The following is a 12022-nucleotide window of genomic DNA, read 5'->3' as shown; positions in this document are numbered from 1 at the left end:
CCGCACGTTCGCGCACGGCTCGCCGGACGCGCCCCACCGTTCTGAGAGGATCGGTGGATGAGTGAGAGCCTCGACGACGAGTTGGACCGCATCTTCGCGGCACGAGATCGCGATGACATGGCGCCGACGGTCGCGGCGCTCGAGGAGATCCACGCGCGGCATCCCGACCACGCGCGCGTTCTGTACGAGCTCGCGGGGGCATATGACACCGCCGGCGACGAGAGTGCGGCCGCGGCTCTGTATCCACGCGCGCTCGAAGCAGGCCTCACCGGCGACGTCCGCCGCCGATGCCTCTTGCAGTACGCCAGTACGCTGCGCAACCTCGACCGGCTCGACGACTCCCTCCGGGTGTTCGCCGACGCACGCCGCGAGTTTCCCGACGCGATCTCCCTCGCCGTCTTCCAGGCCCTCAGCCGACATGCCGCCGGCCAGGTCCACGCCGCCTTCGCCGAGTTGCTCGACGTCATCGCCGCGCACGCGCCGGCGACGGAACTGGATCGCTATCGCCCGGCTCTGCGGGCACACGCCGACTTCCTGCGACACCTCGACACCGCTATCGACACCGAGACGTGACACCAGCATGCCGCCGGCGCCGATTCATGCGGCGACGATCCGCACGTCGGCGGTGTCCACCGACAGGACCACCCGGTCGCCCTCCGCAATCGCCGCGGCCAGCATCTGTGCCACGGTGAGTTCACAGACGATCGCCGGCGACGCCGTGTGCACGCGCGCGCCCGAGGGCGTTGCCTCGATGCGTTCGACGCGCGCCGACCATGTCGCGACGCCATCGATCGAGCCCGGGCCCGCGACGCCGGCATCCGCGGCATCGAGCCGCACGGCACCGATCGGGATGAGCGCCGCGGCGTCGCCCTCGACGCTCGAGGGTGCGGGCAGACGCAGCCGGTCGGCCGCCCACACGCCGTCCTCCACGCGCCCGGCCGCCCGGTTGACGCCGGCGAGCGCCGCGACGAAGTCCGTCGCCGGCGTCGTCAGGACCTCACGCACCGCACCGGACTGCATCACGCGCCCGGCTTCGAGCACGACGAGGCGATCCGCGACCGCGACGGCATCCACCACGTCGTGCGTGACGAACACCGCCGTGGTGCCGGCGGCGCGCAGCCGCTCGGCGAGCATCCGACGCAGATCGGCCACCGTGACAGGATCGAGCGCCGTGAAGGGCTCATCCAGCAGAAGCACACGCGGGACGGTCGCAAGCGCACGGGCGAGCGCGACCCGCTGCTGCTGACCGCCCGACAGTTCGGCCGGGCGGCGATGGCCGACCCCGGCGAGCCCCACCTCGGCGAGCGCCCGCTCGGCACGCGAGCGACGCTCCACGCGCGCGGCCGCCCGTGCCCGACCGTCCGGCGCACTCATCCCGAAGGCGACGTTGTCGCGCGCACTCACGTGCGGGAACAGATGCGGTTCCTGCCCCAGGAGCACGACGCCACGGCGCTGCGGCGTCACCTGTGCGCGCGGCGAAGAGACGACCTCGCCGGCGACCCGGACGGCGCCATCGCTCAGCGGCGACAGCCCCGCGATCACCGAGACGAGCGTCGATTTCCCCGCACCGCTCGGGCCCATCACCGCGACGACCTCCCCCGCGGATGCCGAGATCTCGGCATCCAGGACGAAGCCTTCCCGGCGCACGACGACGTGCGCCTCGAGCATCGCCCCGCTCATCGCGTCGCCCCCGGCCGCCACGCCCGCACGGCCAACAGCACCGCGAGCGCCGTCACCAGCAGCAGCAGCGAGAGCGCCACGGCGGTGCCCTGCGAGACCCCCGCACCGTTGAAGGCCGTGTAGATCGCGAGCGGCATCGTCTGGGTCACTCCCGGTGCGTTGCCGGCGAACAGCGCCGTCGCGCCGAACTCGCCGATCGCGCGCGCGAAGCACAGCACCACCCCCGCGATGAGGCCGGGCGCGGCCAGCGGCAGCGTGATCCGCCACAGGATGCGCCACCGGCCCGCGCCCAGGGCCGCCGCGGCACGTTCGTAACCGGTGCCGGTCGCCCGGAGCGCCCCTTCGAGCGCCAGCACGAGGAACGGCAGCGCCACGAAGGTCTGGGCGATCACCACGGCCGCCGTCGTGAACGGCACCCGCACGCCGATCACCGCCAGCGCCTGCCCGAGCCACCCGTTGCGTCCCAGCAGAAACAGCAGCGCGACCCCGCCCACCATCGGCGGCAGCACGAGCGGCACGGTGATCACGGCCCGCAGCACCCCCGCCAGCCGCGGTCCCGACCGCGCGATCCACAGCGCCAGCGGGATGCCGAGAACGATGCAGACGAGGGTCGCGACCGCTCCCGTCACCAACGACAGCCCGAGTGCCGACAACGCTGCCGGCGAGGTGATGTCGGCCCAGAACGTCGCGACGTCGACACGCCCGACGAGCGCGGTCAACGGCACCACGAGCACCGCGAGGCCCAGCACCGCCGGCACCGCCAGCACGGTCGGGACGAACCCCCGCGGCTGCGCGCGACGCCCGGCGGTCGTGGCCGTCACGGCGTGCCGAAACCGAGGTCGGTGAGCGTGACGCGCGCGGCGTCGGAGCGCACGAAGTCCACGAACGCCCGTGCCGCCGCGGGATTCGCCGCGTCGTCCAGGGCGACGATCGGGTACGTGTTGACCACGGCATCCGCGCCCGGCGTCGCCACCGTCTGCACGGCGGCCGTCGTCGCGGCGTCGGTCACATACACGAGACCGGCATCCGCCTCTCCGCTGGCCACTTTCGTGAGGACGGCGGTCACGTTCTGCTCGTAGCTGTCGACGGATGCCGTCACGCCCGCCTTCTGCAGGAGCGTCTGCGATGCCGCGCCGCACGGCACCTCGGCCGCGCACAGGACGACACGCAGCGACGGCGTGGCGAGGTCGGCGAGCGCGTGCACACCGGCGGGATTTCCCGAAGGGACGATGAGGGTGAGCACGTTCGTCGCGAACGGCTGCGGCGAGGACGCGAGTCCGGCGGCGACGACCTTCTGCATGTTCTTCTCGTCGGCGGAGGCGAAGACGTCGGCCGGGGCCCCCTCGATCAGCTGCGTCGCCAACGTCGACGATCCGTCGTAGCTGATCGGACGGATCGTCACGCCCGGGTGCGACGCCTGGAACTGCTCGGCGAGCCGCGTGAAGGCCGCCTTCAACGACGCCGCGGCGAAGACGGTCAGCTCCCCGGTCACGGCGTCCGACGACGCCGCCGCGGAGGCGGTGCGGTCGGCATCCGCCGATCCCCCCGCCGCGCTGCAGCCGGCGAGCGCCACGACCCCGGCGAGGAGGGCCGCAAGGACGTATCGCGATCGTGTGCGCATCAGTGCTCCCTCGGGGTCTCGACGATGACGGTGGTGGCTTTGATGACCGCGACGGCGAGCGCACCGGGTTCGAGTCCCAGGTCGCGCACCGCTTCCGACGACATCAACGACACCACGCGGTGCGGGCCCGATTGGATGTCGACCTGCGCCATGACACCGTCCTGCTGCACGCGCGTGACCAGTCCGACGAAGCGGTTGCGGGCACTCGAGAGCACATCGGCGGGGTCCGCGGCGGCGTGCGCGACCTCGACGGCTCGCGCGGCGAGGGCATCACCCGGGATCTCCACCGGCGAGACTCCCGTCGTCGGAAGGATGCCGTGATCGATCCACCGGCGGACGGTGTCGTCGCTCACACCCAGCAGACGCGCGGCCTCCGTAACACGATAAGAACGCATACCGCCGACCATATCGCGCATCTGCGGCGAGAGGGCGGGCTTCGAAGACGCAGTTGCGGCTTTGTGCCGCGTGGAGGACTTCTTGATCCCCGACCCGCGGGCAGACACGGCGGATACGCTGGCTCCGTGCCGCTGCCTCCTCTCGTCGCCCCCGTTCCCGCCCTCGGCCCCGCCGAGCGTGCCCGCACTCAGCGCCATCTCGTGCTCACGGGCGTGGGCGATCTCGGTCAGCGCCGGCTGGCGGCCGCACACGTCGCCGTCGTCGGGGCCGGCGGCCTCGGCTCCCCCGTCGTGATGGCGCTCGCTGCCGCCGGTATCGGCACCCTCACGGTCATCGACGACGACGTCGTCGACCTCAGCAACCTCCAGCGGCAGCTTCTGCACCGACACGTCGACATCGGCGCTCGCAAGACCGCGTCGGCGCAGCGCGTCGCTGCGGACCTGTCCCCCGAGACGGTCGTCATCCCGGTCGACGAACGCCTTACGACCGAGAATGCGAGAGAGCTGCTCCACAGCGCCGACCTCGTCGTCGATGGCAGCGACACGTTCGAAACCCGGGCAGCGGTCGCCGGCGCGTGCGAACGTCTCGGCATCCCGCTCGTCTGGGGCGTGCTGCAGGAGTTCCATGCGCAGGCCACCGTGTTCTGGAGCGCGCCGCCCGAGGGGAGGGAGGCTGTCGTGCTGTCCGACCTGCACCCGGCCGACGCTGCCGGTACCCCGCCCACCTGCGCCGAGGTGGGCGTGCTGGGTGCCCTCTGCCTGCAGGTGGGCGGCATCCTCGCGATCGAGGCGGTCAAACTCATCGTCGGCATCGGCGAGCCCCTGTTGGGCCGTGTGCTCGTGATCGACGCGTTGCGCGGCACGCAGACCGAGGTGGCGCTGCGGGCTGCCGCTCCCGCATCGCCGACCCCGCCGCCGACGACGCCGAGCGTCGCCGCGGAAGAAGCACCCCCCGCACCCATCCGCGAGCTGACGGCGAGCGAGATGCTCGCCGCGCAGGATGCCGGCGCCACTCTCCTCGATGTGCGCGAGCCCTGGGAGACGCAGACCGGCATCGTCGCCGGCTCCGTCCTGATCCCGCTCGGCGATCTGCTCGACGATCCGGCGCAGATCGACGACGACCACGTGGTCGTCATCTGCGCGCATGGCATCCGCGCCCGCCATGCGGCCGAGGCCCTCCGCGCCCGCGGCATCGACGCCGACATCCTCGTGGGCGGTCTCGCCGCGTGGCAGCAGGCATGAACCCCGCCGCGCCGCTGCGCACCGTCGAGGAGCAGCTCGGCGACGTGCTCGCCGCCGTGCGCCCGCTGCCCACCGTGCGCGTCCCCCTGGCCGAGGCGACCGGCGGCACACTGCGCGAACCGGCGCGCGCCGAGCTCGACATCCCCGTCTTCGACAACTCCGCCATGGACGGATTCGCCGTGCGATTCGCCGATGTCGCGCACGCGAGCCCCGACGCTCCCGTCCCGCTGCGTGTCGTCGCGGACCTCCCCGCCGGCACGTCCGCCGAGCCGGCGCTCGCGGCGGGCGAGGCGGCGCGCATCATGACCGGCTCTCCCGTGCCGTCGGATGCCGACGCCATCGTCCCCTTCGAGGACACCGCCGGGGGCCTCGCCGACTCCCTCCGGACCGCGGTCGTCCAGCACGCCCCCCGGGCAGTGGGAGCGTTCGTCCGCCGCGCGGGCGACGACCTGCGCTCCGGCGATGTGGTCCTGGAGCCGGGCATCATGCTCGGGCCGCTTCAGATCGCCGCGGCGACCGCCGCGGGACTCACACACGCGGTCGTCGCGGCGCGCCCGCGGGTCGGGATCGTCTCGACCGGCAGTGAGCTGGCGCCCGCCGGAACGCCGCTCCGCCGCGGGCAGATCCCCGAATCCAACGGCGTGCTGCTCGCCGGCCTCGCCGCGGCGGCCGGGGCGGAGGTGGTCGCTCAGGTCGTCGTGGATGATGAGGGCGGAGCGCTTCGCGACGCGGTGGCGGCGCTGCTGGCGGCATCCGTCGACGCCGTGATCTTCTCCGGCGGCGTCAGCGCCGGGGCCTTCGAAGTCGTGCGGACGGAGTTGGCCGCGGCCATGACCTTCAGCCGCGTCGCCATGCAGCCGGGAAAGCCCCAGGGATTCGGCACCCTGCCGACGCCGGCCGGCACCGCGCTGCTGTTCGGCCTGCCGGGAAATCCGGTCAGCGCGGCGGTCTCGTTCGAGGTGTTCGTCCGCCCCGCCCTGTTGACGATGCAGGGCAGACGCACCGTCGAGCGGGCGCGTCTGACGCTGCCGGCCGCCACGTCGTGGCGAACCCCGGAGGCACGCCGGCAGTACCTGCCCGCGGTCATCGACACCTCCGCGCCGACGTGGACGGTCCACCCCGCGACCGCGGGCGGTTCGGGATCGCACCTGGCCGGCGGCCTGGGCCTCGCGCGCGCGCTCGCCGTCGTCGCGGCCGACATCGCGGAGGTGCGGGAGGGCGACCCGGTGCAGGTCCACCTGCTGGAAGGATGGGACGCATGAGCTTCACCCACCTGGACGAGGCCGGCCACGCCCGCATGGTCGATGTGACCGAGAAGCAGCCCACGGTGCGCGCCGCGACAGCCGCCGCCGTGGTCCGCTGCGCTCCCGCCGTCGTCGCAGCGCTCCGCGACGGAACGGTGCCCAAGGGCGACGTGCTGGCCGTCGCCCGCATCGCCGGTATCCAGGCTGCCAAGCGCACGCCCGAGCTGCTGCCGCTCGCCCACGTGATCGGTGTCCACGGTGCGAACGTCGACCTTGCGATCACCGACGACGGCGTCGAGATCGCGGCGACCGTCCGCACCGCCGACCGCACCGGGGTCGAGATGGAAGCATTGACGGCGGCAACGGTGGCCGCGCTCACGATCGTCGACATGGTCAAGGGCATGGACAAGGGCACGTCCATCGAGAACGTCCGCCTCCTCGCGAAGACCGGCGGCAAGTCGGGCGACTGGGTCCGGGAGTCCTGATGCCGCGGGTCCGTTACTTCGCCGCGGCCGCGGAGTTCGCCGGGCGTGCCGAGGAGGTGCGAGCCGAGACCGATCTCGACGACCTGCGCGCCGCCTGGGCTCGTGAGTACCCGGCGCTCGGACGCATCCTTCCCCGCTGCGCCGTGCTCGTGGACGGACGACGCACCGATACGTCGACAGTGTTGGGCGACGACGCCCTGGTCGACGTGCTCCCGCCGTTCGCCGGCGGGTGAGCCTCAGCCGCCGATGCCCTTCCAGGCGGCGGCGCCGTCGGCCGTGAGCTGACGCTTCCACACCGGCAGTTCGCGCTTGATCGCCTCGATGATGGCGCGGCACACCTCGAACGCCTCGGCGCGGTGAGGGGTGGACACCGCGATGACGACGGCGGCTTCGCCGACGTCGACGCGTCCGACGCGATGGCTCACAGCGACGGTCGCACGCGTGTCGCCGATGGCGGTCAGCGCGATGTCGTGCAGCGTCGCCTCGGCATCCGGGTGCGAGGAGTACTCCAGCGCGATGACGGCCGTGTCGGCGTCGGGGTCGTGATCGCGGACCGTGCCGATGAAGCTCGTGACAGCCCCCGCGCGGGGGTCGTCGACGGCGGCGAGGTGCGCGGCGGCATCCAGCGGTTCGTCGGTGATGCGGGCGATGCGAACGGCAGTCATCAGTGATCTCCTCCGTCGAGCTGATGCACCACGTGAGCAGCGACCGAGAGGATGACGGGCATCCCTGAGGCCACAGCCGCGGGCGATCCGGGCAGGTTGACGATCAGGGCGCGCGCGGCGACCCCGGCACGACCGCGGGAGAGCATGCCCGCCGGCTTCTCGGCGACGGCCCGTCGGCGCAGTTCCTCGGGGATGCCGTCGATCGTGCGTTCGATGACGCGATCGGTGCCCTCGGGGGTCTCATCGCGGGCGGCGACACCGGTGCCCCCGGTGGTGACGATGAGACGCGCGCCGCCGTCGAGCGCGGCGCGCAACGCGGTCTCGACGCTGTCGGCGCCGTCGGCGACGACGCGCGCGTCGGAGCACTCCCACCCCGCTTCGCGCAGCGCCGCGACGGCCAGCGGGCCCGCCGTGTCGGCACGCACACCCGCAGCCGACCGATCCGAGACGGTGATCACGACGGCGAGGCTGGCCACCTCGTCAGCCTACGCCCGGGTGCGGCGCCAGTGACATGCCGAAGGCGGCGACGTCAGCGGGAGCGTCCAGGCGCGTGAAACCCAGACGCTCGTAGAACGCGATGGCGCCGGCGTTGGCGCCGGCCGCGACCAGGTGTACCCCCGGAACCCCCGCGAGGCGGAGGCGCTCCAGGAGCACGTCGATCATCCGACGTCCCCATCCCTGCCCCTGGAGTTCGGGAAGCAGATCGATGTGCAGGTGTGCGGGGAAGGAGTCTGCGAACGGCTCGGCGCCCGGCCGGCGGCCGGCAGCATACGACAGCACCTTGTCCTGGCGGGTCGCCGCCTCGCCCACCGGCGCCGGCCAGCGCTGCGCGAACCGCGGCCACCACTCGCGCTGGAACCACTCCTCGAATCCGTCGGTGTCGTCGGTGGCGACCGCGTAGCCCGCGACCCGGCCGTCGTCGGTCTCGATCACGACGGCCAGTTCGGGGTGGCGCGCGGCGTAGGGCAGTACGAAGACGGCCGCCCAGATGTCGTCGTCGTCCAGGATGCCGGTGGCGTCGCTGCCCGTGTCGGCGGTGCGCAGGCAGATGTCGGCGAGGGCCGGCTCGTCGCCGGGGCAGAAGGAACGCAGATGGGCCACGACGCGAGTTTAGGCCGCAGCACCCACGCGGTCGGCGGCATCCGCGTGCTCCGCCGCCGCCGTGATGCGGTTGGCCATCCCCCGGAAGATGAACCCGTGGAACGGCAGCACCGCCAGCCAGTACAGCCGTCCCGACAGCCCCGACGGGAAGAAGACGGCGCGCTGGCGGTACACGGCGCCGCCGTCGACGCCGGGCTCGCAACCGAGGTCGAGCCACGCCAGACCCGGCACCTTCATCTCGGCACGCAGGCGCAGCAGCCGCTCCGGCTCGAGCTTCTCGACCCGCCAGAAGTCGATGACGTCGCCGACGGCCACGCGGCTGCGATTGCGCCGACCGCGCACGAGCCCCACGCCTCCGACGACCCGGTCCATCCAGCCGCGCAACGCCCACAGCACGGGCGCGGAGTACCAGCTGTTCTCGCCGCCGATCCCTTCGATGACCTCCCAGAGCCGCGCGGGGCTCGCGGTCGTCGTCGCCGTGCGCACGTCGGTGAACACGGTGCGCCCCGACCACTCCGGGTCGGAGGGCAGCGGATCCGATGGCACGCCGCTGACCTCGGCATCCTGCCAGCTCGTCTCCACGCTGTCGGCCGCGACGCGCCCCAGGGCCAGCGCCACGGCCCGGCGATAGGGCGTGAGGCCGCCCGCCGGCGGCGGGATGATGGCGTCGATGTCGTGGTCGTCCATGACGCACTCGTTCTGCAGCGAGGCGATGAGCGGGCGCGCGATCGAGCGCGGCACCGGTGTGACGACGTTGACCCAGTGCGACGCCAGTCCCGGCGTGAGCACCGGCAGGGGCGCGATCGGCCGCTGCGGCAGGCCCGCCTCGACCGCGTAGCCGTTCATCATCTGCCCGTAGCGCAGCACGTCGGGTCCGCCGATGTCGACGGCGCGGTTCACGTCGGCGGCGACGCGCGCGGCGCCCAGCAGGTAGTGCATGACGTCGCGGACGGCGATCGGCTGGATGAAATTGCGCACCCACTTGGGGGCGGGCATGTACGGCAGCACCTCGGTGAGGTGGCGGATCATCTCGAACGAGGCCGAACCCGACCCGATCACGACACCGGCCTGCAGCACGAGCGTGGGCACACCGCTGGCGAGGAACACCTCCCCCACCTCGACCCGGGAACGCAGATGCGGGCTCAGCGGCACGCCCTCCGGGTGCAGCCCGCCCAGGTACACCAGGCGAGCGACGGATGCCGCGGCAGCCGCCGTCGCAACGGCGCGCGCCGCGGCGAGATCGGCCTGCTCGAAACCGGCGCCGGCCGACATCGAGTGGATGAGGTAGTAGAGCACGTCGACGTCGGCGCAGGCCTGCGCGAGCGCCGGTTCGTCGACGGCCGAGCCGACCACGACGTCGACCTCGTCGCCCCAGGAGAACGCGCTCAGGCGGGCCGCGTCGCGCACGAGCACGCGCACGCGGTAGCCGGCCGCGATCAGCCGCGGCACCAGCCGTCCCCCGATGTAGCCGGTCGCACCGAGCACGAGCGCACGCGGCGCCGTGCCGTCTGCGCGCGGCACGGCGCGCAGCTCTTCTTCCCGGCCGGTGGGGCTCGACAGCTCGCTCATGTCCGTCACGCTAGACGGCCGCTGCCCGCGGCGCATCCCCTTGCGCACGGGCTCTTCGCCCGCAAGGCCGAACGTCAGCGGCGGCCGGTGCCGAACAGTCCTCGGATCACCGAGTTGAGGATCGTCTGGGTCGACTTCGAGTTCAGCACCTGCTCGAGCGGCGACTTCTGCGACGAACGCGACGTGCGCGTCGTCCGCGTCGAGCCGCCGGTGGAGCGGAGGATCCGGTCGTACTCCTTCTGCCGCTCGCGCGCGGCGGCGGCATCCGCCTTCGCCTGCGCGGCCTGCTGCTTCTCCTGCTCCTTCGCCGCCTGCTCCTGCGCCTCGGCCCGCTCGGCCGCCGCGTCCGCCTCCGCGGCGGCGTTCATCTTCGCGGTGAGGATCTCGCGCGCCGACTCCCGGTCGATGGGTGTTCCGTAGCGGGCCAGCAGCGGCGAGGCGTGTACCGCCCGCTCGATGTCGGGGTCGGGGGTCGGCGACATGAGGCCCTGCGGCGCGCGCAGTCGGGTCCAGGCGACCGGGGTCGGAGCGCCCTTCTCGTTCATGACGGTGACGATCGCCTCTCCGGTGCCGAGCTCCTGCAGCACCCGTTCGAGGTCGTAACCGCTCTTCGGATACGTGCCGACGGTCGCCCGCAGCGCCTTGGCGTCGTCGGGCGTGAAGGCACGGAGGGCATGCTGCACGCGCGAGCCCAGCTGGCCGAGCACGTCCGCGGGGACGTCCTTCGGCGTCTGCGTGACGAAGAACACGCCGACGCCCTTGGAGCGGATGAGGCGGACGGTCTGGGTGATGGCGGACAGGAACGACTTCGACGCATCGCGAAACAGCAGGTGGGCCTCATCGAAGAAGAACACGAGCTTCGGTGTGTCGAGATCCCCCACCTCCGGAAGGATCTCGAACAGCTCCGCCAGCAGGTACATGAGAAACGTCGAGAACAGGGCCGGCTTGTCGGCGACGCCCGGGACCTCCAGCAGCGAGATCACACCGCGCCCGTCGGCGGCGGTACGCAGGAAGTCACGCACGTCGAACTCCGGCTCGCCGAAGAAGACGTCGGCGCCGTCGTCGGCGAAGGTGATGAGCTTGCGCAGGATCACGCCGGCGGTCGCCGACGACAGTCCGCCGAGCTCCTTCAGCTCGTCCTTGCCGTCGTCGCTCGTGAGCCAGGTCAGCACGGCGCGCAGATCGGAGAGATCGACCAGGGCCAGCCCGTTGGCGTCCGCGTAGTGGAAGACGAGCCCGAGACTCGACTCCTGGGTCTCGTTGAGGCCGAGCACCTTGCTGAGCAGCAGCGGTCCGAACCCCGAGACGGTCGCCCGCACCGGCACGCCCTTTCCGACGCCTCCGAGGGCGAAGTACTCGGTGACGGATGCCGCGGGCGTCCACTCCTGACCGATTGCGGCCGTCCGCGCGAGCAGCTTCTCGCTCGGCTCGCCGGGCGTCGCCACGCCCGACAGGTCGCCCTTCATGTCGGCGGCGAAGACGGGCACGCCCTTCGCGGCGAGCTGTTCGGCGAGCCCCTGCAGCGTGCGGGTCTTTCCGGTGCCGGTGGCTCCCGCGACCAGGCCGTGCCGGTTCATCATCCCCAGCGGGATGCGGATCTGCGCCGACGGCACCGGGTCGGTGTTCATCAGTGCCCCGAGATCGAGGGTGAGGCCGTCGAAGGCGTATCCCTTCGCGATCGCCGCAACCTGCGCATCGTTCAAAGGACCGGATGCCGCGGCATCCGCAGCCGGCGCCTCGGGAACCATCTGCGCGGCATCCGCCGCCGGCGCCTCGGGAGGAGATACCGCCTCGGGAGGAGCCGATGCGGCCGCGTCGACCTCCGGAGCGGAAATCTCCTCCGCAGGCGCACCAGCGGCAGCCCCCGCCGCGGCACCCCCCGCCGCGGCACCTCCCGCAGCGCGCGCGGCTTGGGCTGCGGCGAGCGCGGCTTTGGCCTGGGCGAGCTTCAGCGCGGCCTCCGCCGCTTCGGCCTCGGCCTGCAGTCGGGCAAGTTCTGCGTCATCGACAGCGCTCATGG

At 72.6% G+C, this 12022-nt stretch carries 14 protein-coding genes; 5 read left to right on the top strand and 9 right to left on the bottom strand.

The window, feature by feature from the left end; translation table 11 throughout:
- Positions 1-57 precede the first annotated feature (57 nt).
- Positions 58-573, top strand: a complete 516-nt coding sequence (locus PP359_RS12555) for a tetratricopeptide repeat protein (protein WP_499250731.1) — start codon at positions 58-60, stop codon at positions 571-573.
- A gap of 24 nt (positions 574-597) precedes the next feature.
- Here the strand turns inward: PP359_RS12555 and PP359_RS12550 are convergent, their stop codons facing one another.
- From PP359_RS12550 to PP359_RS12535, 4 genes are read right to left on the bottom strand one after another with little or no spacing between them, the layout of a single operon-like run.
- Positions 598-1680 carry a sulfate/molybdate ABC transporter ATP-binding protein gene (locus tag PP359_RS12550; RefSeq protein WP_295776244.1) on the bottom strand — a complete coding sequence of 361 codons (1083 nt, stop codon included), beginning with the start codon at positions 1678-1680 and terminating at the stop codon, positions 598-600.
- Complete coding sequence (locus PP359_RS12545; RefSeq protein ID WP_499250730.1) at positions 1677-2501, bottom strand: ABC transporter permease; 825 nt, start codon at positions 2499-2501, stop codon at positions 1677-1679. The genes PP359_RS12550 and PP359_RS12545 overlap by 4 nt, the downstream gene beginning before the upstream one ends.
- A complete protein-coding gene (modA, locus tag PP359_RS12540; protein WP_499250729.1) occupies positions 2498-3301 on the bottom strand; it encodes a molybdate ABC transporter substrate-binding protein in 804 nt (267 codons plus the stop codon). Before modA ends, PP359_RS12545 begins: the two co-directional genes overlap by 4 nt.
- Positions 3301-3696, bottom strand: a complete 396-nt coding sequence (locus PP359_RS12535) for a TOBE domain-containing protein (RefSeq protein WP_499250728.1) — start codon at positions 3694-3696, stop codon at positions 3301-3303. The genes modA and PP359_RS12535 overlap by 1 nt, the downstream gene beginning before the upstream one ends.
- A 126-nt stretch (positions 3697-3822) precedes the next feature.
- Here PP359_RS12535 and PP359_RS12530 point away from each other — a divergent pair, with 126 nt between their 5' ends.
- The 4 genes from PP359_RS12530 to PP359_RS12515 are packed head-to-tail and all read left to right on the top strand — an operon-like array spanning position 3823 to position 6900.
- On the top strand, positions 3823-4938 hold the full coding sequence (locus PP359_RS12530; RefSeq protein WP_499250727.1) for a ThiF family adenylyltransferase: 1116 nt from the start codon (positions 3823-3825) through the stop codon (positions 4936-4938).
- Positions 4923-6200, top strand: coding sequence for a molybdopterin molybdotransferase MoeA (locus PP359_RS12525; protein ID WP_499250726.1), 1278 nt, complete (start codon positions 4923-4925; stop codon positions 6198-6200). Before PP359_RS12530 ends, PP359_RS12525 begins: the two co-directional genes overlap by 16 nt.
- Positions 6188-6667: a cyclic pyranopterin monophosphate synthase MoaC gene (gene moaC / locus PP359_RS12520; protein WP_499250725.1), complete on the top strand. Its 480-nt coding sequence runs from the start codon at positions 6188-6190 to the stop codon at positions 6665-6667. The genes PP359_RS12525 and moaC overlap by 13 nt, the downstream gene beginning before the upstream one ends.
- Positions 6667-6900 (top strand): MoaD/ThiS family protein, encoded by a 234-nt coding sequence (locus tag PP359_RS12515; protein ID WP_499250724.1) that lies wholly within the window; start codon positions 6667-6669, stop codon positions 6898-6900. Before moaC ends, PP359_RS12515 begins: the two co-directional genes overlap by 1 nt.
- A 3-nt stretch (positions 6901-6903) precedes the next feature.
- On the opposite strand, the gene PP359_RS12510 is transcribed toward PP359_RS12515, so the two are convergent.
- The 5 genes from PP359_RS12510 to PP359_RS12490 all read right to left on the bottom strand — a co-directional run bounded on the left by PP359_RS12510 (position 6904) and on the right by PP359_RS12490 (position 12020).
- Positions 6904-7332, bottom strand: a complete 429-nt coding sequence (locus tag PP359_RS12510) for a molybdenum cofactor biosynthesis protein MoaE (protein WP_499250723.1) — start codon at positions 7330-7332, stop codon at positions 6904-6906.
- Positions 7332-7808: a MogA/MoaB family molybdenum cofactor biosynthesis protein gene (locus PP359_RS12505; RefSeq protein ID WP_499250722.1), complete on the bottom strand. Its 477-nt coding sequence runs from the start codon at positions 7806-7808 to the stop codon at positions 7332-7334. Before PP359_RS12505 ends, PP359_RS12510 begins: the two co-directional genes overlap by 1 nt.
- A gap of 4 nt (positions 7809-7812) precedes the next feature.
- Entirely contained in the window at positions 7813-8433 is a 621-nt protein-coding gene (locus PP359_RS12500; RefSeq protein WP_499250721.1) for a GNAT family N-acetyltransferase, read from the bottom strand.
- A gap of 9 nt (positions 8434-8442) precedes the next feature.
- On the bottom strand, positions 8443-10002 hold the full coding sequence (locus tag PP359_RS12495; protein ID WP_499250720.1) for an SDR family oxidoreductase: 1560 nt from the start codon (positions 10000-10002) through the stop codon (positions 8443-8445).
- Between the two features lie 74 nt (positions 10003-10076).
- A complete protein-coding gene (locus PP359_RS12490) occupies positions 10077-12020 on the bottom strand; it encodes a helicase HerA-like domain-containing protein (protein WP_499250719.1) in 1944 nt (647 codons plus the stop codon).
- Positions 12021-12022 lie beyond the last annotated feature (2 nt).

Origin of the sequence: Sphingomonas sp. BLCC-B65 (assembly GCF_028550675.1) — a bacterium.
Lineage (GTDB): Bacteria > Actinomycetota > Actinomycetes > Actinomycetales > Microbacteriaceae > Microbacterium.
Note: the sequence above shows the minus strand (reverse complement) of the source record. Positions and strands in the feature narration are given on the sequence as shown.

Bases quoted from the DNA above. Each gene is read 5' to 3' on its own strand.
- PP359_RS12555 (WP_499250731.1), top strand. From the start codon at position 58: ATGAGTGAGAGCCTCGACGACGAGTTGGACCGCATCTTCGCGGCACGA.
- PP359_RS12550 (WP_295776244.1), bottom strand. From the start codon at position 1,680: ATGAGCGGGGCGATGCTCGAGGCGCACGTCGTCGTGCGCCGGGAAGGC.
- modA (WP_499250729.1), bottom strand. From the start codon at position 3,301: ATGCGCACACGATCGCGATACGTCCTTGCGGCCCTCCTCGCCGGGGTC.
- PP359_RS12535 (WP_499250728.1), bottom strand. From the start codon at position 3,696: ATGCGTTCTTATCGTGTTACGGAGGCCGCGCGTCTGCTGGGTGTGAGC.
- moaC (WP_499250725.1), top strand. From the start codon at position 6,188: ATGGGACGCATGAGCTTCACCCACCTGGACGAGGCCGGCCACGCCCGC.
- PP359_RS12515 (WP_499250724.1), top strand. From the start codon at position 6,667: ATGCCGCGGGTCCGTTACTTCGCCGCGGCCGCGGAGTTCGCCGGGCGT.
- PP359_RS12510 (WP_499250723.1), bottom strand. From the start codon at position 7,332: ATGACTGCCGTTCGCATCGCCCGCATCACCGACGAACCGCTGGATGCC.
- PP359_RS12495 (WP_499250720.1), bottom strand. From the start codon at position 10,002: ATGAGCGAGCTGTCGAGCCCCACCGGCCGGGAAGAAGAGCTGCGCGCC.
- PP359_RS12490 (WP_499250719.1), bottom strand. From the start codon at position 12,020: ATGAGCGCTGTCGATGACGCAGAACTTGCCCGACTGCAGGCCGAGGCC.